Annotated in this window: 25 protein-coding genes, 1 pseudogene and 1 other annotated feature; of the genes and pseudogenes, 3 read left to right on the forward strand and 23 right to left on the reverse strand. The window is 39.1% G+C overall.

Features of this window, described 5'->3' with window-relative positions; all coding sequences use genetic code 11:
* Positions 1-41: 41 nt before the first annotated feature.
* The 20 genes from rplK to NST76_RS21595 all read right to left on the reverse strand — a co-directional run bounded on the left by rplK (position 42) and on the right by NST76_RS21595 (position 17,945).
* Positions 42-467 carry a 50S ribosomal protein L11 gene (gene rplK / locus NST76_RS21500; protein ID WP_004233593.1) on the reverse strand — a complete coding sequence of 142 codons (426 nt, stop codon included), beginning with the start codon at positions 465-467 and terminating at the stop codon, positions 42-44.
* Between the two features lie 230 nt (positions 468-697).
* Positions 698-1,231: a transcription termination/antitermination protein NusG gene (gene nusG / locus NST76_RS21505; RefSeq protein WP_036123731.1), complete on the reverse strand. Its 534-nt coding sequence runs from the start codon at positions 1,229-1,231 to the stop codon at positions 698-700.
* A 349-nt stretch (positions 1,232-1,580) separates the two neighbouring features.
* Complete coding sequence (secE, locus tag NST76_RS21510; protein WP_036123733.1) at positions 1,581-1,766, reverse strand: preprotein translocase subunit SecE; 186 nt, start codon at positions 1,764-1,766, stop codon at positions 1,581-1,583.
* Between the two features lie 48 nt (positions 1,767-1,814).
* Positions 1,815-1,961 carry a 50S ribosomal protein L33 gene (gene rpmG / locus NST76_RS21515; protein WP_004233588.1) on the reverse strand — a complete coding sequence of 49 codons (147 nt, stop codon included), beginning with the start codon at positions 1,959-1,961 and terminating at the stop codon, positions 1,815-1,817.
* 77 nt (positions 1,962-2,038) lie between these two features.
* Positions 2,039-2,686 carry an RNA polymerase sporulation sigma factor SigH gene (gene sigH, locus NST76_RS21520; protein ID WP_036123738.1) on the reverse strand — a complete coding sequence of 216 codons (648 nt, stop codon included), beginning with the start codon at positions 2,684-2,686 and terminating at the stop codon, positions 2,039-2,041.
* A 68-nt stretch (positions 2,687-2,754) separates the two neighbouring features.
* The gene (locus NST76_RS21525; RefSeq protein ID WP_036123742.1) at positions 2,755-3,267 is read right to left on the reverse strand and encodes an NYN domain-containing protein; all 513 of its coding nucleotides are present in this window, start codon (positions 3,265-3,267) and stop codon (positions 2,755-2,757) included.
* Positions 3,268-3,269: 2 nt separating this feature from the next.
* A complete protein-coding gene (rlmB, locus tag NST76_RS21530) occupies positions 3,270-4,022 on the reverse strand; it encodes a 23S rRNA (guanosine(2251)-2'-O)-methyltransferase RlmB (protein ID WP_036123745.1) in 753 nt (250 codons plus the stop codon).
* The gene (locus NST76_RS21535; RefSeq protein ID WP_036123747.1) at positions 4,022-4,441 is read right to left on the reverse strand and encodes a Mini-ribonuclease 3; all 420 of its coding nucleotides are present in this window, start codon (positions 4,439-4,441) and stop codon (positions 4,022-4,024) included. Before NST76_RS21535 ends, rlmB begins: the two co-directional genes overlap by 1 nt.
* Positions 4,442-4,446: 5 nt before the next feature.
* Complete coding sequence (cysS, locus tag NST76_RS21540) at positions 4,447-5,847, reverse strand: cysteine--tRNA ligase (RefSeq protein WP_058845124.1); 1,401 nt, start codon at positions 5,845-5,847, stop codon at positions 4,447-4,449.
* Complete coding sequence (epsC, locus tag NST76_RS21545; RefSeq protein WP_036123753.1) at positions 5,844-6,494, reverse strand: serine O-acetyltransferase EpsC; 651 nt, start codon at positions 6,492-6,494, stop codon at positions 5,844-5,846. Before epsC ends, cysS begins: the two co-directional genes overlap by 4 nt.
* A 197-nt stretch (positions 6,495-6,691) precedes the next feature.
* Positions 6,692-6,911, reverse strand: a binding site (T-box leader).
* A 50-nt stretch (positions 6,912-6,961) separates the two neighbouring features.
* Complete coding sequence (gene gltX / locus NST76_RS21550; RefSeq protein ID WP_340812363.1) at positions 6,962-8,422, reverse strand: glutamate--tRNA ligase; 1,461 nt, start codon at positions 8,420-8,422, stop codon at positions 6,962-6,964.
* Between the two features lie 90 nt (positions 8,423-8,512).
* Positions 8,513-8,989: a 2-C-methyl-D-erythritol 2,4-cyclodiphosphate synthase gene (gene ispF / locus NST76_RS21555; RefSeq protein WP_089933398.1), complete on the reverse strand. Its 477-nt coding sequence runs from the start codon at positions 8,987-8,989 to the stop codon at positions 8,513-8,515.
* 272 nt (positions 8,990-9,261) lie between these two features.
* Complete coding sequence (gene ispD / locus NST76_RS21560; protein WP_271911893.1) at positions 9,262-9,957, reverse strand: 2-C-methyl-D-erythritol 4-phosphate cytidylyltransferase; 696 nt, start codon at positions 9,955-9,957, stop codon at positions 9,262-9,264.
* Between the two features lie 11 nt (positions 9,958-9,968).
* Positions 9,969-11,054 carry a PIN/TRAM domain-containing protein gene (locus tag NST76_RS21565; RefSeq protein ID WP_036123784.1) on the reverse strand — a complete coding sequence of 362 codons (1,086 nt, stop codon included), beginning with the start codon at positions 11,052-11,054 and terminating at the stop codon, positions 9,969-9,971.
* Positions 11,055-11,339: 285 nt separating this feature from the next.
* Entirely contained in the window at positions 11,340-12,716 is a 1,377-nt protein-coding gene (gene radA / locus NST76_RS21570; protein WP_036123854.1) for a DNA repair protein RadA, read from the reverse strand.
* 91 nt (positions 12,717-12,807) lie between these two features.
* Positions 12,808-15,252: an ATP-dependent Clp protease ATP-binding subunit gene (locus NST76_RS21575; protein WP_036123786.1), complete on the reverse strand. Its 2,445-nt coding sequence runs from the start codon at positions 15,250-15,252 to the stop codon at positions 12,808-12,810.
* A complete protein-coding gene (locus tag NST76_RS21580; protein WP_036123789.1) occupies positions 15,242-16,351 on the reverse strand; it encodes a protein arginine kinase in 1,110 nt (369 codons plus the stop codon). The genes NST76_RS21575 and NST76_RS21580 overlap by 11 nt, the downstream gene beginning before the upstream one ends.
* A complete protein-coding gene (locus NST76_RS21585; protein WP_036123855.1) occupies positions 16,348-16,890 on the reverse strand; it encodes a UvrB/UvrC motif-containing protein in 543 nt (180 codons plus the stop codon). The genes NST76_RS21580 and NST76_RS21585 overlap by 4 nt, the downstream gene beginning before the upstream one ends.
* A gap of 13 nt (positions 16,891-16,903) precedes the next feature.
* Positions 16,904-17,374 (reverse strand): CtsR family transcriptional regulator, encoded by a 471-nt coding sequence (locus tag NST76_RS21590; RefSeq protein ID WP_058845128.1) that lies wholly within the window; start codon positions 17,372-17,374, stop codon positions 16,904-16,906.
* A gap of 265 nt (positions 17,375-17,639) precedes the next feature.
* Positions 17,640-17,945, reverse strand: a complete 306-nt coding sequence (locus tag NST76_RS21595) for a DUF4870 domain-containing protein (RefSeq protein WP_036123796.1) — start codon at positions 17,943-17,945, stop codon at positions 17,640-17,642.
* Positions 17,946-18,069: 124 nt separating this feature from the next.
* On the opposite strand from NST76_RS21595, the gene NST76_RS21600 reads away from it, so the two are divergent.
* Positions 18,070-18,753 carry a class I SAM-dependent methyltransferase gene (locus NST76_RS21600; RefSeq protein ID WP_340809609.1) on the forward strand — a complete coding sequence of 228 codons (684 nt, stop codon included), beginning with the start codon at positions 18,070-18,072 and terminating at the stop codon, positions 18,751-18,753.
* A 37-nt stretch (positions 18,754-18,790) separates the two neighbouring features.
* Complete coding sequence (gene corA / locus NST76_RS21605) at positions 18,791-19,753, forward strand: magnesium/cobalt transporter CorA (protein ID WP_036123803.1); 963 nt, start codon at positions 18,791-18,793, stop codon at positions 19,751-19,753.
* Between the two features lie 50 nt (positions 19,754-19,803).
* On the opposite strand, the gene NST76_RS21610 is transcribed toward corA, so the two are convergent.
* Positions 19,804-20,013 carry a hypothetical protein gene (locus NST76_RS21610; protein ID WP_036123806.1) on the reverse strand — a complete coding sequence of 70 codons (210 nt, stop codon included), beginning with the start codon at positions 20,011-20,013 and terminating at the stop codon, positions 19,804-19,806.
* A 283-nt stretch (positions 20,014-20,296) separates the two neighbouring features.
* Between NST76_RS21610 and NST76_RS21615 the strand changes: the two genes are divergently transcribed.
* The gene (locus tag NST76_RS21615; RefSeq protein WP_036123811.1) at positions 20,297-21,607 is read left to right on the forward strand and encodes a globin-coupled sensor protein; all 1,311 of its coding nucleotides are present in this window, start codon (positions 20,297-20,299) and stop codon (positions 21,605-21,607) included.
* A gap of 44 nt (positions 21,608-21,651) precedes the next feature.
* Here NST76_RS21615 and NST76_RS21620 read toward each other — a convergent pair whose 3' ends face one another.
* Positions 21,652-22,131: an acyl-CoA thioesterase gene (locus tag NST76_RS21620; protein WP_016992152.1), complete on the reverse strand. Its 480-nt coding sequence runs from the start codon at positions 22,129-22,131 to the stop codon at positions 21,652-21,654.
* 69 nt (positions 22,132-22,200) lie between these two features.
* Positions 22,201-23,627: pseudogene (locus tag NST76_RS21625) on the reverse strand (aldehyde dehydrogenase family protein).
* Between the last annotated feature and the right edge of the window lie 19 nt (positions 23,628-23,646).

A 23,646-nucleotide genomic window follows, 5' to 3' on the forward strand; every position in this document is an offset into this window, starting at 1 on the left:
CTTCGCAACCTTCCAAAAAACAAAACATCAAGTAAATGGGATTAGTCTTCGATAACAATACCCATGCTTCGTGCAGTACCTTCAACCATTAACATAGCAGCTTCCACTGAAGCAGCGTTAAGGTCTGGCATTTTAGTTTCAGCGATTTCGCGAACTTTATCACGCTTAACCGTTGCCACTTTTTTACGATTTGGTTCACCAGATCCTGATTGGATACCAGCTGCTACTTTAAGTAACACTGCTGCAGGTGGAGTTTTTGTAATGAAAGTGAAAGAACGGTCCTCGAATACTGAAATTTCAACTGGAATAATAAGACCAGCTTGATCAGCAGTACGCGCATTGAATTCTTTACAGAATCCCATGATGTTCACACCCGCTTGACCTAATGCAGGACCAACCGGTGGAGCTGGGTTAGCTTTACCAGCAGGGATTTGAAGTTTTACAACTTTAATAACTTTTTTAGCCACGAGACACACCTCCTTAAGTCCGTGATGTGGTAATTGGGTTGCCCCTCCCACTCAATATCTGTCTGTCAGCTAAGTGCCGATAACATTAAAATTATCAATACAGACGTCAACTAAAAGTATGACAGTCTGACCTATGAAATGATACCACTTTTAATTTTTTTAAGCAAGTAGTAATTAACAAAATCTGCGAAACATCTACCAATTGACATGTCATAGATCAATTACTGGAACTATAATTTTTGAATTTGTTCGAAATCTAGCTCCATAATTGTTTCGCGACCAAACATATCAACCGACACTTTTATTTTTCCTTTTTCCGTGTCAATTTCCTCAACACGCCCTTGGAAATGAGCGAACGGCCCTTCTAATACTTCAACAGCCTCACCAACAGTTATATCAACTTCTACAACCTTATCAGTCATACCCATTTGTTGTAGTAGACGATCTGCTTCCTCTGGTAGTAAAGGTGTTGGTTTTGCTCCTCCACCTGATGAGCCGATAAAGCCAGTAACGCCTGGCGTATTTCGTACTACATACCAAGAATCGTCTGTCATAATTAACTCAACTAACACATAACCAGGGAAAACTTTGCGCATCATCGTGCGCTTTTTCCCATCTTTCATTTCTGTTTCCTCGTGCTCAGGAACAATTACACGGAAGATTTTATCTTGCATTCCCATTGTTTCTACACGTTTTTCTAGGTTTGCTTTTACACGGTTTTCATACCCTGAATACGTATGAACAACATACCAATTTTTCTCCATAACTACTAGGACTCCTCGTCCGTCCCTCCCTTACAAATAAAAGTGAAAATGAATCGCGATATGCTAAACGCATTCTTACTCTTTTCACAAACATCTCATTAGAAAAATATAGCTTTCGCTAATAGCCAGCGAAAGCCCGATGATATATACCGAAACTAGCATAGTCATCAATCACTACTATCATACTCTCCTAGTAGCATCCTTATAATCATGAGCGTATTTTACTGACCTTCACTTCACCATGTCATCAAACCAATAGATAAAGTTTTCTGCTGAATGAAGATAAAACAAACGAAAAAACCCGTTATTACAATGGACGGGCTATTTCAAAAATATGCTATTTACTAAATTATAAATCTAAGTACCAGCGGAATAATGATGAAACACCTAAGTCAACTAATACAAAAAATAAAGCCATAATGACAACAGTTGAAATTACAACGACTGTATATTTCGTTAGTTCTTTACTTTTTGGCCAGCTTGTTTTGCGCATTTCAGACATTACATCACTTAAAAAGCCTTTGATCTTGCCCATTCTAGCTTAACCTCCGAATCAATCATATCTGTCTATTTACATATCATTTTATAGCGTTTGTTTATGCATTGTATGTTCATTGCAATGCGAGCAAAATTTCTTTAATTCGAGACGTACAGTTGAACCTTCTTTAGCTGGGAACGTGTAATTTCTCGACCCGCATTTCTCGCAATTTAGCACGACTTTTTTTGCCATATACTCACCTTTTTCGGCACTTTGTCTTTTTAAGACTAACACCTATATTTGTCAATGTCAATAAAGGCCTATATGGACTAAGACATTTCCTCAAGGACCAAATGTCGCTCTAATTTACGCTTGACCCGCTGCAATGCATTATCAATCGATTTCACATGGCGATTTAATTTCTCAGAAATTTCATGATAAGACTGACCATCTAAATATAAAGCTAAAACTTGTAGTTCTAATTCACTTAAAATCTCACTCATTTTTTCTTCTAAATAGCCGAACTCTTCTCTATGAATCATCAATTCTTCTGGATCGTCCATAATAGCACCTGTTAGCACATCCATTAACGTTCGGTCTGACTCTTCATCAAATATAGGCTTGTCCAAAGAGATATAGGAGTTTAGTGGAATATGCTTTTGCCTAGTAGCTGTTTTAATCGCCGTGATGATCTGCCTTGTAATACACAGCTCTGCAAAAGCCCTAAAAGAAGCCAGTTTATCGCCTTTAAAATCACGAATCGCTTTATATAAACCGATCATACCCTCTTGCACGATGTCTTCCTTATCTGCTCCAATTAAGAAATAGGACCTTGCCTTTGCTCTTACTAACAAACGGTATTTCGTAATTAAGTAATCCAACGCATCTGTATTACCTTGATGCACCATTTCAATAAGTTCTTCATCATTGAATCGTTCAAAATCTTGTGTCACTTGTACAATGCTATTTTTAAACATGGTATCACCTCAGCCACAACAGATAATTAGGAACAGTATAACGGAATTGGAAAATATGCGTCAATCTATCATTTCAATCCTCGTCGCCATTTTTCAAAAGCAAGTGCAACATCTGGCTTTAATTCTATACGAGAAGGCGGCTTGCTTTCTTGTTTGCGCCTCACGTCATGTGAAATTTTATGTTGGATAATGCTTGTATCAATTTCTAGCTCTCTAGCCGATTTCCTTAGAGCACCATTACCAAAGATAACGCTTTGCTCTGCCATATCGGACGTTGCTACATGTATCTGTACATTTCTAGCCTTTAGTTCACGCGTCATTTTTTCTATTCGTTCATCTGCCGTTTCATTTTTACGCGTATAAATGACTTCTACACCATTTTCTATATAAGATTGCTCAACTCCTGGTACAAGATGTGCGTCAAAAACAATAATTACGCGCCAGTCCATAGCCGCTTTATATTCAGCCATAACTTCTATCAGCTTTCTGCGCGCATCCTCAAAATTTGTATCACGCAATGGCCGCAGCTCTTTCCAAGATCCAATCATATTATAGCCATCAACAAGCAAAATGTTTTTCATTGTTACTCATTCGCTTCTTGACGTTTACGATACACTTCATACATTAAAAGCGCTGCAGCAACTGATGCGTTTAATGATGTAACATGCCCAACCATTGGTAAGTGATATAAAAAATCGCATTTTTCTTTTAATAAACGACCCATTCCCTTGCCCTCACTGCCAATAATGATGGCTAACGGTAATGTGGCATCCATTTTTCGATAATCCACCGAGCCCTTCGCATCTGTACCAGCGATCCATACACCTCGTTCTTTTAGTTCATCAACCGTTTGAGCAAGATTGTTCACACGTACAACTGGAACATGTTCAATAGCACCTGTGGATGCTTTTGCCACTACAGCTGTTAAACTAACAGATCGACGCTTTGGAATAATAATACCATGTGCTCCGATAGCATCAGCCGTTCGCATAATAGACCCTAGATTATGAGGATCCTCTAGCTCGTCTAAAATTAGGAAAAAAGGATCTTCCTGTTTATTGGCTGCAGCTGCAAATAAATCCTCAAGTTCAGCATACTTATAAGCGGCAACAGATGCAACAATTCCTTGATGATTAGCACTCGATAATTGATCGACTTTCTTTTTTGGGACAAACTGAACTATTACACCACGTTCTCGGGCTAAATCTAGCAATTCATTCACACCAGATTTTTTGACACCTTCTGCAATCCATACTTTATTCATATCGCGGCCTGAACGAAGTGCTTCTAACACTGGGTTTTTACCGGCAATAATTTCACCATTTTGTTCTGCCATTATTTAGACACTCCCTTTGATTCCTCGATTATTTGAATAGCATATGCAATGATTTCATACACGCGTTCTAGTTCATTTAATAAATATAAACTACCAAGCACTGCCTCAAAGCCTGAGCTATTACGATAGGTTTGGACATCTGTATTTTTTGGTACAGAGCCGGATTTGGCATTGCGTCCACGACGGAACACAGCCAATTCCTCCTCTGTTAAATAATTTTCATCCATCATGCGATGAACGATCTTAGATTGCGCTTTTGCTGAAACATAACGAGTTGCCTCTCGATGCAGCGTATTCGGCTTAACACGGCCAGAACGTAGCAAATGCTCACGTATTTTTTGTTCTAATACGGCATCCCCCATATAGGCTAATGCCAGCGCATTTAATTGCTTAACATCTTCATTGCGAAGTTTATCCAACTTTATTACCCTCGTTTCCATCTAGTTCCTTGTCGTGTATCTTCTAAAATGATACCCTGGGCTTGCAAATGGTCACGGATCTCATCAGAACGAGCAAAGTCACGGTTTTTACGTGCCTCTACGCGCTCTTGTAGCAATGCTTCAATTTCTTCGTCTAATAGCTCTTCTTCTTTTACAAATTCAATACCTAAGACGTCGCCTACTACTTCAAAAGTTTCCATAAATGTTTCTAAAACTTTTTTGCAAGTATTTGCTTCATTTAAGTAAATATTAGCAATACGTGCTACCTCGAATAATACTGAAATAGCGTTTGCAGTATTAAAGTCATCATCCATTGCCTCTTCAAACTGTGCTTTTTGTTCAGCAATTTTGCTCAGCCATTCTTCCGAGTGATCACCTAAGCTTGCTGTAGTTGTAAGACGATGCTTCACATTATTGTAAGCTGTACGAATGCGTTCTAAGCCCGTTGCAGCAGCTTCTACTAAATCTTTAGCAAAGTTAATTGGGTGACGATAATGAACCGATAGCATAAAGAAACGTAGTATCTGTGGATCAATTTGTTTACGAATATCATTAACAAGAATGAAATTGCCAAGAGATTTAGACATCTTTTCATTATCGATATTAATATACCCGTTATGCATCCAATAACGTGCAAATGTTTTATCGTTATGTGCTTCTGATTGAGCAATTTCATTTTCATGGTGAGGGAAAGTTAAATCTTGCCCACCAGCATGAATATCAATAGTATCTCCTAAATGCTCACGAGCCATTACAGAACATTCAATATGCCAGCCTGGACGACCATCTCCCCATGGACTTTCCCAGAAGATCTCACCCGGCTTCGCAGCTTTCCATAAAGCAAAATCTAATGCATCATCTTTTTTCTCGCCTGCTTCAATACGAGCACCGATTTTTAAATCGTCTACTGATTGATGCGATAATTTACCATAGCCATCAAACTTACGTGTGCGATAATACACATCCCCAGCAGATTCATAAGCATAGCCTTTATCAATTAATACTTGAATAAATTGAATGATATCGTCCATATGCTCTGTTACACGTGGATGAACATCCGCTTTTTTGCACCCTAGTGCTGTAACATCCTCGAAGTACGCAGCAATAAAGCGCTCTGTTAATTCATGCACTTCTTCGCCTAACTCATTTGCTGCCTTAATGATTTTATCGTCTACATCCGTAAAATTGGATACGAATTTTACATCATAGCCTTTATATTGAAAATAACGGCGAACTGTATCATACACAATGACAGGACGTGAATTTCCAATATGGATATAGTTATAAACAGTCGGACCGCAGACATACATTTTAACTTTTCCCTCTTCTAGCGGTACGAAGGTTTCCTTTTGTCTTGTTAATGAGTTAAATATTTGAATACTCATTGTGTTTCTCTCTCCTTTTGTAAGCGTTCGATTTCCTGCTGCAATTCAGTGATTTGCTTCTCGAAAACTTGACAACGTTCTTCCACAGGATCAGGTATATTTTGATGATCTAGTTTTTTCTCTAGACGAACTCCATCCTTAATTACTATTTTACCAGGAATACCGACAACTGTAGCGTTTGGCGGTACTTCTTTTAAAACAACTGATCCCGCACCAATTTTACTATTCTCACCAATTGTGATAGAGCCTAATACTTTCGCGCCCGTTGCAACAAGCACATTGTCCTCTAACGTAGGGTGTCGTTTTCCTTTTTCTTTCCCTGTACCACCTAATGTTACACCTTGATACAAAGTAACATTATTACCAATTTCACATGTTTCACCAATGACAACACCCATACCATGGTCTATAAAGAAACGACGACCAATTTTTGCACCTGGGTGAATTTCAATCCCCGTAAAGAAACGGCTAATTTGCGAAATGGCACGAGCTATAAAATAAAAACGTCTTTTAAAGAACCAATGCGCCACTCGATGCGCCCATGTCGCATGCAAACCAGAATAGGTTAACACCACTTCAAATACACTACGCGCTGCTGGATCATTCTCAAAAATTGTTTCCACATCTTCCTTCATTCTTTTAAACACAAAAACTCCCCCTTTTCATGTTGGTCTTGCTCAAATCCTTTGAAATCCTACACACTAAAACGATAGCAATTGCCAATTTCCTTCAGATTCCCTGCGTAGATGATGTGGTATTGACGCCTCCTTGTAAATTAGTGAAGCCTGCATCATTGCCTTTTTCTAAAAAATAAAAAGCGCCCCTATCATCCCCAAAAGGGAATGACAGAGACGCTTAAAATGCGTGGTTCCACTCTGTTTGAAGGCAAAGATGCCTTCCACTCTGGACGTTCTTTAACGGGAACGACTCGATAAAGCCTACTATAGTTCAGCTCTATGCTCAAAGGTGCATTTCAGTTTTGCCTGGGCTCAGACCACTTTCAGCCGGTGATGGTCCTCTCTTAAGAGCATGCGCCACTTACTTCTCCTTATCAACGCTTTTTCAATGTAAATACATTTTACAACGAAAGAATGGATTGTCAATAAATTTCTCTTTATTGGGCAAATTTTTCTACGCGGTCAATTGTTTTCTCTTTACCAATTAAACAAATCGCATTTGGTAACTCTGGTCCATGCGTTTCACCTGTTGTTACAACACGAATTGGCATAAATAGATTTTTACCTTTATGACCTGTTGCTTTTTGCACAGCTTTAATAGCAGCTTTTACTGCATCTGGTGTAAATTCTTCTAATTGCTCAAGCTCTGCTTTAAATGCTGCCATTACTTCAGGCACTTGCTCTCCCGCTAAAACCTCTTTTGCTTCTTCATCATATTCAATATGGTCGTTAAAGAATAGGCTAGATAACTCCACAATCTCTGCCCCAAAGCTCATTTGATCGTGATAAAGTGCGATTAAATCCGTCGCCCATGCATATTGCTCTGCCGTAAGTTCTTCAGGTAATAGCTCTGCTTTTTGCAAGTGTGGTAAAGACAATGCTACGACTTCCTCTAAAGATAGTTTTTTAATATATTGATTATTCATCCATGTCAGCTTTTGCTTATCGAACATAGATGGTGATTTAGAAAGACGTTTTTCATCAAAGATTTTAATAAACTCTTCTTTAGAGAAGATCTCTTCTTCCCCTTCTGGAGACCATCCAAGTAGCGCAAAGAAGTTGAACATTGCTTCAGGAAGATATCCTAAATCTTTATATTGCGTGATAAATTGAATAATTGATTCATCACGTTTAGATAGCTTTTTACGATTTTCATTAATAATTAATGTCATATGACCGAAGCGTGGATATTCCCAGCCAAATGCATCAAAAATCATCATTTGCTTTGGCGTATTCGATAAATGCTCTTCTCCACGGAAAACATGCGAGATTTCCATAAAGTGATCGTCTAGCACAACCGCATAGTTATATGTTGGAATACCATTTGCTTTTACAAGTACCCAATCACCAATGTCTTTAGATTCAAATGTAACTGGTCCACGAACTAAATCTTCAAACTCATAAGTTACATTTTCAGGAACACGCATACGGATTGTATATGGCTCGCCCGCTGCTTCTTTAGCTGCGACTTCCTCTGCTGATAAGTGACGACATGTCCCATCATAAGTAGGAGCCGCTACACCCCTTGCTTTTTGTTCTTCACGTGATGCTTCAAGCTTTTCTGATGAACAGAAACATTTGTAAGCAACACCTTGTTCTAATAATTTCTCAGCGTGCTCTTTGTAAATATCAAGACGTTCCATTTGACGATAAGGCGCATAAGGTCCACCAATATCAATGGACTCATCATATTCAATACCTAACCATTTTAGGTTATCTAGCTGAGATGCTTCTCCGCCCTCTACATTACGTTCAATATCCGTATCTTCAATACGTACAATGAATTTACCGTTATGATGTTTTGCATATAAATAATTGAATAATGCTGTACGCGCTCCACCGATATGTAAAAAACCTGTTGGAGATGGCGCGTATCGAACGCGAACTTCTTTCGTCATATTAAAAGCCTCCTAAATTTTCGATCAAAAAATTGACTTTGTTCATTTTACCACTCTGTTACAGGAAATAAAAGCGGAGTTAATCCGCATTTATTTCTTCATCAATAGAATTGTGGCCATAGCCGCTATACCTTCCTCACGACCTGTAAAACCTAAACGTTCAGTTGTCGTTGCCTTTACATTGACTTGAGACGGCTCTGCATGGAGCAATTCAGCGATGCGATTTTGCATCTGTCCAATATAAGGCGCCATCTTGGGGCGCTGTGCCATAATTGTACAATCTACATTCCCTAGCACATAGCCTTTGTCCTCAACAATTTTCCAAATATACGCTAATAGTTTTGCTGAATCAGCGTCTTTAAAGGCTGGGTCCGTATCTGGAAAATGACGACCGATATCTCCTTCTCCAATTGCCCCTAGAGCTGCATCCGTAACCGTGTGTAAAAGAACATCTGCATCAGAATGCCCTACTAGCCCTTTTTCATGTGGAATCGTAATACCACCAATAATTAATGGACGACCTTCTTCAAATGCATGTACATCAAAACCTTGTCCAATTCGAAACATATGATAGAGAGACTACTTTAGCAAAACATGTGGATCAAACCAGCTCTTTGCCTGCTGTAAGCGCAGTCTCATTCACCTTCTTTCACTTTTATATTCACTCACTATTATACCCTCACATTTTAACATATTTCCTAGGAAATTGAGCTGATAGCAAATAGTGAGCATTTTCCCTCACTTACATCTCAGCATAAGCCTGCGTCTGGCTCTATAAACATTGGCTAAATCAAGATAAAATCCCATTAGCAACAATTGCCAATGAGATTTTTAGATTACTATTCGTTTATTTGCAATGCTCGTTTTCGTAAAATAGCTTCACCAAATATTAAATCTTCCTGTGTCGTCATTTTGACATTTTCATAGCTACTTTCTACAATATGCACTGCATGACCTAAGCGTTCAACTAGCATAGCTTCATCTGTACCAAGAAAGCCCACCTTCTCAGCAACATCCTCTGCCTCCACAATTAAATCAAATTGGAAGGCTTGTGGCGTTTGAATCATCCATAAGCTATCACGATCAACTGTTTCTTCGATAATACCATTACGAACCTTTTTCATTGTATCCTTCGCTCGAACCCCTGCAATAGCTGCCCCAAACTCATGAGCACTTTGTACAAGGCTAGCGATAATACCATGTGTAATAAAAGGCCGAGCTGCATCGTGGACAAGCACAATATCTACCTGCTGCATCTCTTTCATACATGAATGGACTGAATGCTGTCGCTCAGCACCGCCATCAGGTAAGCCCTTCACTTTTGTAATCTCAAATTGCTCTAGCAATTCTTGAATATAAGTACGTTCTTCTGGTTTTACAGCCAGCCAAATACCAGTGCAAAAAGGATCTTGTTGAAACACTTCTAGCGTGTGGATCAGAATAGGCTTCTCTAAAAGTTTTAAAAACAATTTATTTTGTCCCGCACCCATGCGTTTTCCGCTTCCTGCCGCAGGTAGTACTACTTCATATTGCATTTTTCCACATCCTAATCGTCCTTCGGCTTGGCAAATATCATTCGACCCGCTGATGTTTGCAGCACACTCGTTACTGTCACAGTAATGGCCTGTCCGATATAACTACGGCCACCTTCAACAACAATCATTGTTCCATCATCTAAATAGGCAACCCCTTGATTATGCTCTTTACCATCCTTGATGACCACAACCTGCATATCTTCACCTGGGATTACAACAGGCTTCACCGCATTCGCTAAATCATTAATATTTAATACTTTCACATGATGGAGCTCACAGACTTTATTCAAGTTAAAATCATTTGTGACAATCTGTGTGTCATTCCCCATTTTCTTTGCAAGACGTACAAGCTTTAAATCCACCTCTTGTACATCCTCAAAATCTTCATCCGTAATTTCCACTTTGGTCTTACGTTCATCTTGTAATTTTCTTAAAATATCTAATCCACGACGTCCTCTTGTACGTTTTAACGTATCGGAAGAATCGGCAATATGCTGCAGCTCTGTAAGGACAAATTGAGGTACGACTAAGACTCCTTCTATGAAGCCAGTTCCAGAAATATCAGCAATACGACCATCAATAATAACGCTCGTATCTAACAGCTTATAACTCCCACGTATTTCTTGAATTTCAGCACCTTCAGCAGCCTTTTTCTTTGTATTATTACTACGTAAAGTAAAAAGCTGTATTAATTCATCTCTTTTTCTAAAACCTAAACGGAACCCTAAATAACCTAATACAAATGACAGAATAATAGGGAGTACTTCTGTAATTACAGGGAATTGCACACTATCGATGGCGAAGCCTAAAAAATAAGCTACAATCAGTCCCATGATTAAACCAAGCGTACCAAAAAATAAATCACCGATAGGCACCTTAAACAGGACCTCTTCCATCCAGCTAATGAGCTTCACAAAATAATCGGAAAATGCAAAAGACAGTGTAAATAGTAAAAGCGCGCCTAATGCTACTGATACGTAAGGATTATCTAGCCAAGGATTAGATGATAAATGAAGCAATTCGTATAATGGCGGTAAGAAAACAAGGCCCAATGCTCCTCCAATCAGTAAAAAGGCAATTTGAACAAATTTTTTCACAAGCTGTCACCTCCTATTGTTAGTTAAGATTATACATAGTTTACTGTAGAAAATCCTTCATGAGCTCATCAAATTATCATTATTTTTGATGTTCATTCACAGGGACAAATCATTTAGACATCATTCTTTCCAACCTCTATCTTACTGTGTTTTCGATGACACTCTTGCATGACTTTATCCTGCTATTATCTAGGACGCCTATCCCCTTACTTGAGTTTCCGATTTTAACGTTAAAAATGACGGAAAATGCATGTCAGAATGGTATCCAACATGCACAATTTCCCTTTACAACTCTCTAAAGCATGCATTTAATGCATCTTTGATCGTTTCTACTCCAACTATTTCTATTCCCTGTGGAAAATCCCAACCACCAATATTGGAGGCAGGTATGAAAGCTCTTTTAAACCCAAGCTTTGCCGCTTCAATAACACGCTGTTCAATCCGCGATACTCGACGTACCTCACCTGTCAGCCCTACTTCACCAATAAAGCAGTCCGTTGCTCGCACAGCTTGATCTTTAAAGCTTGAGACAATACTTGTCAACACCGCTAAATCAATTGCTGGCTCATCCAATTTGACACCACCAGCCACTTTAATATATGCGTCCTGAGCTTGTAGCATGAGGCCCATCCGTTTTTCTAGCACTGCCATTAGCAATTGCACTCGGTTTTGATCGACACCAGTTGCCATACGTTTAGGGTAATTAAAGCTTGTAGGTGTTACTAAAGATTGAATTTCAACAAGGATGGGTCTTGTCCCCTCCATGGATGCAACAATAGTGGATCCCGCTGCTCCTTGTGACCGCTCCTGCAAAAATAATTCAGAAGGATTCAGCACTTCCTTTAATCCCCCTTGAAGCATTTCAAATATCGCAATTTCATTGGTAGAGCCGAAGCGGTTTTTTTGGCTGCGTAGAATACGATGATTATGATGTCTTTCTCCTTCAAAATATAACACTGTATCAACCATATGCTCTAAAATACGAGGTCCGGCAATTTGCCCCTCTTTTGTTACATGCCCGACCAAGAAAATAGCAATGCCTTTTGTCTTGGCGATTCGCATCAGTTCTGCCGTACATTCACGAACTTGCGATACACTACCTGGTGCACTTGTTACTTCTGGATGAAAGACGGTTTGTATGGAATCGACAATGACAAATTTCGGTTGTACTTCATCAATGGTTTGGTTTAAAAATTCGAGATTCGTCTCGGAATATATGTAAAGCTCTTGAGAAACCACTCCTAGACGCTCTGCTCGTAATTTTGTTTGACGAATGGACTCCTCTCCAGAAATATAAAGCACACGATGCCCTTTATTCGAAAGTAATGCTGAAACTTGTAGTAATAGTGTAGATTTCCCAATCCCCGGATCTCCCCCGATTAATACGAGCGAACCGGGTACAATACCACCGCCCAATACGCGATTCAGTTCGCCCATTTCCGTCGCTACACGGGATTCTTCAGTCGCTTCGACCTGAATAATTGGGAGAGCCTTTTGGGTAACTGTAGCAGAATGCTGGAATGCTCCTCGTGGTCCCTTTGCGACCATCTCAACTTCTTCCACCATCTTATTCCATTCTCCACACCCTGGACATCTTCCCATCCATTTTGCAGTTTCATAGCCACAGCCTGAACATACAAACTTTGTTTTTTTCTTTGCCAAATTGCTTTCACCTCGAATATTTGTTCTTATCATTAATTGTACAGAAAAAAAGACAGCTTGGCACTTAAAGCCTCGCTGTCTTTGCATAAAATTATTTAGAGATGGATACTCCCTCTTTTTTCTTTACAATAAACTCACCGTCTACATAATCAATGATTACCTGATTACCCTTCTCTACATTACCTTTCAGCAATTCTTCTGATAATCGATCCTCTACTTGTTTTTGTAATGCACGGCGTAACGGACGAGCACCATATTGAGGGTCATAGCCTTCCTCAGCAATTTTCTCAAGTGCTGCATCAGTTAGCTCCAACGAAATATCTTGCTCTTTTAAGCGTTTTGTTAGTGCATTGCCCATCATTGCAATGATTTCTTTTAAATGCTCTTTATCTAATGCGTGGAAGACAATCATTTCATCGATACGGTTTAAGAACTCTGGACGGAATGCCTTTTTCAATTCTTCTAGCATCGTACCCTTCATATCTTTATGCTTAGATTCTGCTCCACCTACATTGAAACCAAGGCTCTTTTGATATTTTAAAGCATCGGCACCAACGTTTGAAGTCATAATGACTACTGTATTACGGAAGTCTACTACACGGCCCTTAGAATCTGTTAAACGGCCATCTTCAAGAACTTGCAGTAGAATATTGAAAACATCTGGATGTGCTTTTTCAATTTCATCTAATAATACAACCGAGTATGGTTTACGGCGAACCTTTTCAGTCAATTGACCACCATCATCAAAGCCCACATAGCCTGGAGGTGAACCTACTAAACGAGAAGTCGAATGCTTCTCCATGTACTCAGACATATCGACACGAATCATCGCATCTTCATCGCCAAACATCACTTCAGCAAGTGCTCTTGCCAACTCTGTTTTACCAACACCTGTAGGTCCTAAGAAAATGAATGAGCCGATTGGTCGTTTTGGATCTTTTAAGCCTGCTCTTGCACGACGGATCGCACGAGAAATCGCTTCTACCGCTTCTCCTTGCCCTACTACACGTTTGTGTAACTCTTCTTCAAGTTGTAATAACTTCGAAGATTCCTCGGAAGCAATTTTAGCTACTGGGATTCCTGTCCACATTGATACAACTGCTGCAACATCATCCACAGTCACTTTAGATTCCGCTTTGCCTTGCTCTTCTTTCCAATTTTTTCGTGTAGCTTCAATTTCATCTTTCAGCTTTTGCTCTGTATCTCTTAGAGAGGCTGCCTTTTCAAATTCTTGGCCTGATACGGCTGCATTTTTTTCAGAGCGCACATTTTCAAGTTTATCTTCAAGTGCCTTTAAGTTTGGTGGCACTGCAAATGAACGTAAGCGGACTTTAGAACCTGCCTCGTCGATTAAGTCAATTGCTTTATCTGGTAAGAATCGGTCTGAAATATATCTGTCACTCATTTTAGCCGCTGCTTCAATCGCTTCATCTGTAATTTTTACACGGTGATGCGCTTCATAACGGTCACGTAAGCCTTGAATAATTAGAATCGCTTCTTCCACTGTTGGTTCATCCACTTGGATTGGTTGGAAGCGACGCTCTAATGCTGCATCCTTTTCAATATATTTGCGGTACTCGTCTAATGTTGTTGCACCAATACATTGAAGCTCACCGCGTGCTAAAGATGGTTTTAAAATATTGGAGGCATCAATTGCACCTTCTGCACCACCTGCACCGATTAATGTATGCAATTCATCAATGAATAAAATGATGTTGCCAGCTTGGCGAATTTCATCCATCACCTTTTTCAAACGATCTTCAAATTCACCACGATATTTAGTACCTGCAACAACCGTCCCCATATCTAAAGTCATGACACGTTTGTCACGTAGGATTTCCGGTACTTCATTATGGATAATTTGCTGTGCTAACCCTTCAGCAATTGCTGTTTTACCAACACCTGGCTCACCAATCAATACAGGGTTATTTTTCGTACGACGCGATAACACTTCAATCACACGTGTAATTTCCTTGCTTCGACCAATAACAGGGTCCAATGTGCCTTCACGTGCAATTTGTGTTAAATCACGCGCTAGGCTATCTAAAGTTGGGGTATTGGCAGCTTGAGCTGCTTGTTGCCCAGATTGTGCATTATCGTTGTTACCTAATAGCAATAATACTTGCTGACGTGCTTTATTTAAGCCGACACCCGCATTGTTTAAGACGCGAGCTGCCACGCCTTCACCTTCACGAATAAGCGCTAATAATAAGTGCTCTGTGCCGATATACGAGTGACCTAATTTACGTGATTCATCCACAGATAGTTCAATTACTTTCTTAGCTCTTGGCGTATAGTGAACAATTGGGCCGACATCTTCTTTACCTTTACCAACTAATTCCTCAATACCAGCTTCAATCATTTGAGGACTAATATCAATGGCTTCTAACGCTTTCGCAGCAATACCGCCGCCTTCACGTATAAGCCCTAATAGAATGTGCTCTGTTCCAATAGATTCGTGCTTCCAACGAATAGCCTCTTCCTGAGCAAGCTGTAATACTTTTTGCGCGCGTTGTGTAAAACGATTAAACATCATATAAATCCTCTCCTTTTTCCCCATTTATAGGCTTATTCGCATATTCTTGAGATAATGCCTCACGGAGCATTTCCGCTCGGACACGATCCCGTTCAGCAGGGGGCAGTGCCTCACCTGCATAGTGCTGTAAAAAACCTGGTTGCATACTAACAACACATTCATTTAAGGTTGTTGCTTGAATCCCATCAATTAACTGTAGATCTACTCCTAAACGAACATTAGATAGACAGGTAGCGGCTTCCTCACTTGTTAGAATTCTCGCATGTGTAAGGGTACCTAAAGCCCGATATACTCTATCTTCTAGAGCAAGCTCTGCCTTTTCCATCAACTTCCCTCTTGCGTGTCGCTCTTTTTGGATAATCTTTTCAGCGACACTTTGTATGTCTGCTAAAATGTCTTCTTCTGTCTTCCCAAGTGTAATTTGATTCGACACTTGATAAACATTTCCTAAATTTTCGCTGCCTTCCCCATATATACCTCTTACAGTCATTCCTAAGCGAGTCATGGCATTAATAATTTGATTCATTTGCCCGGTTAATGTCAGTGCGGGTAGATGCATCATGACCGATGCGCGAAGACCCGTGCCAATATTCGTCGGACAACTTGTTAAATAGCCAAAAGTATCTCGAAAGGCATACGGTAATACTTTCTCTAGGATACGATCAATTTTATTTGCTTGTTCATAGGCACTTTGAAGTTGAAAGCTTGCTGTCATACATTGAATGCGTAAATGATCCTCTTCATTCACCATAATGCTAACGGATTCATCTTCAGAAAGAAGTATGGAGCCTACTTGCTCTTTTTTAGCAAGCTGTGGACTAATCAAATGCTTTTCTACAAGAATTTGACGCTGTAGAGGCGTTAAATCCTTAATAGCAAAATAAGCATAATCATTTTGAAGCGTTGGGCTATCACTTAGTGCATGTGTAACTGCCTGTTCCACCTGCAGTGCCTCATTCTCTGAGAAAGCTAATGGAAATCGATAGCCATCTAAATTTCGAGCAAGGCGAATACGTGTACTAATGACAATATCTGAATAATCATCCTTGATATGCATCCACGTTGGGGTCGCACGCTCTAAAAATGAATCAATCATCATGACACATCACCACCTTCAAATTGTAGATGCTTCTCTAGCTCTTTAACTTCATCACGGAGCTTCGCCGCCTCCTCAAATTGTTCTTCTGCTACAGCGGCCTTCATACGCTTGCGGATATCCTCTATTTGCTTTTTAATGACATACACATTACTGCGAGCACCAGGCATTTTACCAATGTGTTGAGGGCCTGCCTGTATGCGATTAAAGAGCTTAGGCAAATGCTCACTAAAGGTGTCATAACAGCTCGGGCATCCAAATTTACCTTCTTTTAAAAATTGTTTATACGAAAATCCACATTGTGGGCATGTTTGCTGTTGTGGTTGAACTTGTTGTTTTTCCCCCACCTTTTGCCATGTAGGCGAGCCGAACCAGTTCGACAATAGCTGTTGAATAGACACTGGCTCTTGTTTAAACTCTGCATGAAATGGATGGAACTGTGAGGCGCAGACGTCACAATAATGGTGCTCCACCTTTTGCCCATTTTGAACTTGTGTTACTGTAACTGTCGCATTACGTTGTTTACAATGTTCGCATATCATTTCCATCACCTCACTATTTTTGCTGTTCATATTTGATTGTTGTCAGCATTGCTCGCAAGATCTTTGCTCGAATAGTATCTCTTAAAGGGAGATGTAAATCGATTGTGGAGCGATCAATTGCTGCTAACATTAATTTCGCTTCTCGTTTTGAAATTACCTGCTCATCGATGAGCCGATATACTAAATCTTCTGCCATCGTTTGAGATGCTCCACCTTCTATTTGTCTGAGAACATCGTCGATTAAATCAATCTGTGAATGCGCGCGGACACGTAAAATTCGTATGTACCCACCACCACCACGTTTGCTCTCAACAAGGTAACCTCGCTCGGCAGTAAATCTTGTATTAATTACATAATTTATTTGTGATGGCACACATTGAAATTTATCAGCAATCTCACTCCGTTTAATTTCAATATGCCCTTCTCCACCTAATTCAAGTACTTGCTTTAAGTAACCTTCTATGATGTCTGATATATTACGCATTTTAGGAATACACCTCGCTTGCTTCACTGACTTTGACTATCTTTGACTTTCTTTTAGTATATTATACAAAACGCTTCAAAAAAATTGCAATGATTTCGCCCATAGAAAAGTGAAAAGTCTTAAAATGCCTATTTTAGTACGAAAAACAGCACTTTTTCACTTAAAACTGCGCGGGTTATAATTTGCTCATATACCTAATGTACCCTTATTAGTCATAGAAAAAACGCAAGCATATGCAACTAGCATATACTTGCGTCTATGAAAATTATACCCAACGACCAACAATTGGATAACGCCAAGGCTCATCAGACAATGCTTTTACGATACCGATAATTGGTACAACAAATAACATGATGCCGAAAATGATTAAAAACGGTAACCCAATAAGAACAAAACTTAAAACAACTGAGATAGCGATTAAAATACCCATAACAATTTGGAAGAGCAATGCTTGAATAGAAATCGCCTTCACTTCCTCATCCGAACTAATTAAGAAGAAAATAATAGGTACTAACCATGGCGCAAAAAATGCACTTGCGTGTATGATTACTTTAGACCATTTAGTCTCCATATATATCAACCCTTTCTTTGTACTTTGTCTATGTTTTATGTACTACTATTTACGGAACTATACCCGTAATAGTTTCACATTAAATAAGATTTATTAAATTTTTTTTGGAAGGCTGTGATGAGAGATGGAATTTAACAACACATTAGCAAACGAATATGAAAAGGGTATTCGTCGTACATTGCCAAGCTATGATGCCATGCTACGTTTAATACAAACCTTTTATCATTCTACACTCCCAGATAAAGCTGATATGTTAATTGTGGGTGCAGGAAGCGGCAATGAAATTTTACAGCTTGCAGATGGAAGGCCCGACTGGTCATTCACAGGTATTGATCCATCAGAGTCCATGCTCAGCATAGCAAAGGAACGTCTACACACTCTACCCAATACGCTGTCTTTCCACCAAGGAACAATACTAGGTACTCAATTACCCTCCATAAAATACGATGCAGCAAGTTGTGTTCTCGTTCTGCATTTTATTCTGGGTTATGAAGAAAAGCTATCTACATTAGAAGAAATCGCAAGACATTTAAAGCCTGGAGCACCGTTTGTCCTTGTCTCGAAATATGGTCAGCCCGGCTCTTTAGAAACTGAACTACAATTTGATTTATGGCGTTCCTATTGGCTACAACATACAAAGCTTTCTGCATCTGATGTAGCAGAGATGGAAAAATCCATTCGCTCCCTTCCGTTTATGCGTGAAGAGGATATTTTAACACTGCTACAAAAGGCGGGCTTTACAAAACCTTCTAGATTTTTTGCCACTACTTTATTTGCTGGTTGGGTATGCTTTAAAGAGGGGCACTAAATAAATATTTTGTAGTAAATAATTTGAGGTGAAAACCGTGATAAGCACCATTGGTATTACAAAACAACAACAATTACTAAAAGATTTTCCATTGGAAGTTATACATCAGCAAGAATTTGAATGGTATTGGGTTGATTTTAATTGCCCTACAGCCGAAGAAGAATCATTATTAGATACATTTTTCCATTTCCATCCGCTTGCTATTGAAGATTGCTTAATGCGATTACAGCGCCCAAAGCTCGATTTCTATGATGATTTTCATTTCTTTGTTATTCATCGAGTAAATGAAGAGAACCTTGCTGCAGAAGAGGTTAATATTTTTGCCTCCAATAAATTTATTGTGACGTTCCATAAAAACCCTGTTCCTGAAATAGATAAGGTACAAAAGATACTAGCAAGCCAACCAAAGAATTGGGAACGGGGAACGGTTTATTTAACATATCAAACAATTGATAAAATCGTGGATAGCTATTTCCCTCTTGTTTATAAAATTGAAGATCATCTTAATGCACTTGAAGGCGAACTTACATACCAAAGCAACGTAAATGCCATGAAGATTGTCTTCGAATTCCGTAGTGACTTACTTGACCTAAGACGCACTATTTTACCGATGCGAGATCTTTTATATCGAATTCTTAATTCTTACCGTTTTTCTTTAAACAAATCAGAAAGAGCTTATTTCGGAGATATTTATGACCATCTCATTAAACTAACTGAAATGGTTGAATCCAATCGAGAATTGACAGCGGATATGCGCGATAGCTATATGGCTATGAGCTCAAGTCGCATGAACGGCATTATGATGACTTTAACCATTGTATCAACTATCTTTATTCCCCTTACTTTTATTGCTGGTGTATATGGCATGAACTTTGATAACATGCCTGAGCTTCATGGCCATTACAGCTATTTTATTGTACTAGGCTCCATGATTATTATTGCGATCTTTATGCTAGCCATCTTTAAACATAAAGGCTGGTTTAAATTATTTAAACCATAAAAAAAGCTGCTCGTTTTGTCATGAAACGAGCAGTCTCCTTTTTCAAGAAGTTAATAGGGTCCCCTATCATCAATTTTATTATCACCTTGCTGCGGAAATAAAAAGTATGCTAGTACGCCTGATCCCAAAGTTGCACAGATTGTAATTAATAATCGCTCAACAGAGGGTACCTCAGCATAATAGTTTCGTAACATATAAACAGAGCCAATTGCGACAATAACCATGACTGGGATGACAAATTTAAAACGCTTTTTCTCCATATAATACCTCCTCTACTCCCTTTTTACGTACAGTCTCTATCTTGCTAAACAGTTCGTATTTTACAGGTTTCCTATTTTAAATTCAAATTTACTTCGCTTCACTAATTGAACTGACAATAAAGTAAAAAAATAAAGAAATAACCAAATTTTTAACCAAATATTCAGCAAATAATAGTAAAATAGATTTAATACCAATTATTTATCAAATTTACAAACCTAACAAATTTCAAAAGGCTTTTTTACTTACAATTTATTATGGATATTAGGAATGGAGCAAATAATAATGAGTTGGTTTTCCAAAAACAGTAGTGCTAACTATTCAATTACATTAACACCTGAAAATTTTAAGAATGATGTTCGACTAGATGTATCGAACTACCCGAATCTTCAAAAACAATTGCAACTTTTAAATTTAACAGTAGACGATTTAGCAATCATTAAACAACTACAACCGCTTGCAAAGGATCTCATCCCTGCAATGGTGGAGCAATTTTATGCTGCCATTAGTTTGAGCCAAGATCTAATCGATATTATTAATAGAACATCACATATTGACCGTTTGAAAATTACATTACATAAACATTTAAGTGATATTTTTGAGAGTCATATAAATGATGCCTACATTGCCGAAAGAAAGGCAATTGCCGAGACTCACGTGCGAATTGGTTTACAATCCAAATGGTATATTGCCTCATTCCAATCACTCACTTCTACATTCACAAATTTTGTGAGCGAAGTGGACATCTCAAAACAAGATGCCATTCGTGCCATAAATGCTTTTTGTAAAATCATTAATTTCGAGCAACAGCTTGTGATCGAGGCCTATGAAAATGAAGAAGAACGCATTCGCTCAGTGGCTGATGCAACAAAAAACTCTCTTGTTACAACCATTCAAAGTACAGCAGAGGAGCTCAACTCTATTAGTGAAGAAACAGCAGCATCACTATTGGTTATTTCCTCACAGACAGATGATATTGCTGTGGCGACAAAGCAAGGATTAAGCTTCGTAGCAGATACCCAAGAAAAATCAAGACGTGGTCAACTGCAGCTTAAAGAACAAAATGATTTAATCCAAGTCATTTTACAAAGTGTCAACAGTCTGGAGGTAACGATGAATCAGCTACGTACCTCTTCTCAGAAAATTTCTGAGATTGTTGGACTTGTTACAGGTATTGCTGATCAAACCAATTTATTAGCCTTAAATGCTTCCATCGAGGCTGCTCGAGCTGGAGAACATGGGAAAGGTTTCGCGGTGGTGGCTGAGGAAGTACGCAAGCTTGCTGAGGAAACAAAAAATGCCGTACAAAATGTTTCACACCTCATTAAAGAAACAGAAAGCAATATTACAACGATGGCCAATTCCGTTCTTAATGTGGATCAAAAAATTCAGCACAGTGTCAATACACAAGAGAATTTATCCAAGTCATTTAATGATATTGCCGATGCTGTTTCTGGCATTCAACAGCAATATGTCAACACATCAAGAGATATTTCAGCCATCTCTAATCTAATTACTGAATTATCACAGGGAGCTACGCTCGTTTCTTCTTCTTCTGACTCTCTTATTAATGTAGTTAATGAACTAAATATGTAAAATGAAAGGGAAATTCACTTTTAAAAGCGAATTTCCCTTTCTCCTTAATGTGGTAATGCACGTTTTTGCTTACGGTGCTCTCGTCTTGCTGGCCCTGTTTCAAACAAACGTTTTTCTTCATCTGTTTCAGGATAAATCGCAGGAACTGGTACTGGTTTCCCTTCCTCATTTACTGCAACCATCGTAACAAAGGATTCTGTCGTTAATTTTTCCTCGCCAGTCTCAATATTACGAGAAACAACACGAACGTAAACTTCCATAGAAGAACGTCCTGTAGACGAAACAATACTCTCGATTTCAAGAATATCCCCTACATGTGCAGCCGATAAAAAATCAACCGAATCAATAGATGCTGTAACTACGAGTCCCTTCGCATGTTTCATTGCTGTAATAGCAGCGATTTCATCAATATAAGCTAACACTCTTCCACCGAAAATAGAATTGTGATTATTTGTGTCTGGGGGTAATACGAGACGCGATTGAACCGTACGTGATTGGCTCATTGGTACAGCGTTGTTTGGCATAATACTTGCAACTTCCCTTCATGTAATGTTCTTTCGTCATCGTATCGCAGAAGAAGAGCTGATGCAAATTTAGAATGATTTTTTCATCGAAATAAATTTCATATCGCTCATTTCCTCAATGGCCCACTTAATTCCTTCTCGTCCATAACCACTCATCTTCACACCACCATATGGCATGTTATCTACCCTGAATGTCGGAATATCATTAATAATGACAGCACCAGCCTGTAATTCGTCTGCTGCATATAAGGCATCTGACAATATATTCGTGTAAATACCCGCATTTAGACCAAGGTCCGACTCGTTCACAAGTCGAATCGCGTCGTCTAATGTTTCATATGAAACAATTGAGACGATTGGTGCGAATGTTTCCTGACAGACAATTTTCATGTCAGCTGTTACATTCGTCATAACTGTTGGTGTTAGAGTACGTTCTGTAAATTCGCCACCTGTTGCAATAACTGCCCCTTGTTCTTGCGCTTCCTCAACCCACGCTCGGATACGTTCTACCTCATTTGGATTAATCATGGCACTGACATCTGTCTTTGTATCTAACGGGTCTCCTACTATAAGTTTTTTCGTTTCTTCAACGAATGCTTCAGTAAATTCATCAATGATGGACGAATGCACATAAATACGTTGTAACGAAATACATACTTGTCCAGCAAAGTTGAAAGCACCGCTTACGCAACGACTAACAATTTTATGAATTGGCGTCGATGGTTCGACAATTACGGCTGCATTAGAACCTAGTTCTAACGTTATTTTACGCAAACCGACCTTTTCTTTAATGCTCAAACCAACTTTACTACTGCCTGTAAAGGTTACTTTTTTGACGTATGGATGCGTAACAAGTGTATCACTAAGCTCGCCACCACTTCCTGTTACGATCTGCAACGCGCCATCAGGTAATCTGCTTCACGAAAAATTTCAGCCATCACAATAGCACTTAACGGCGTTTGTGTTGCTGGCTTTAATACAACCGTATTACCTACTGCAAATGCTGGGCCTAATTTATGTGCCACTAAATTGAATGGAAAATTAAACGGCGTAATGGCTGAGATTACACCTAATGGTTCTCGTTTTGTCCAGCCTATACGATCTCCAGCTCCAGGTGCTGCATCCATCGGAACAGTCTCACCCTTAGACTGTTTAGCTCCCTCTGCCGCAAATTGATAGGTTGCGATTGTACGATCCATTTCGGCTAATCCTGCTACTATAGGCTTCCCTGCCTCTAATGCTAAAATTTCAGCAAATTCTTCTTTACGTTGTCGCATAATCTCAACAACTTTATATAATATTTCGGCACGTTCGTAGGCTGTAGTCTTTTTAAACGATTGGAATGCCTGCTGTGCACCTTCGATAGCTCTCTCTACATCTTGTATCGATGCTTTTGCTACCTGAGCAATAACCTCACCACTATACGGAGATGTTAGCTCATAGCTTTCCTTGGCATCTTGCCACTGACCATTCATCCATAGTTTTGTTTCCTTCATCCTTCAAATGCACCTCCAA

Origin of the sequence: Lysinibacillus sp. FSL W7-1291 (assembly GCF_038593415.1) — a bacterium.
Taxonomy (GTDB): domain Bacteria; phylum Bacillota; class Bacilli; order Bacillales_A; family Planococcaceae; genus Lysinibacillus; species Lysinibacillus fusiformis_D.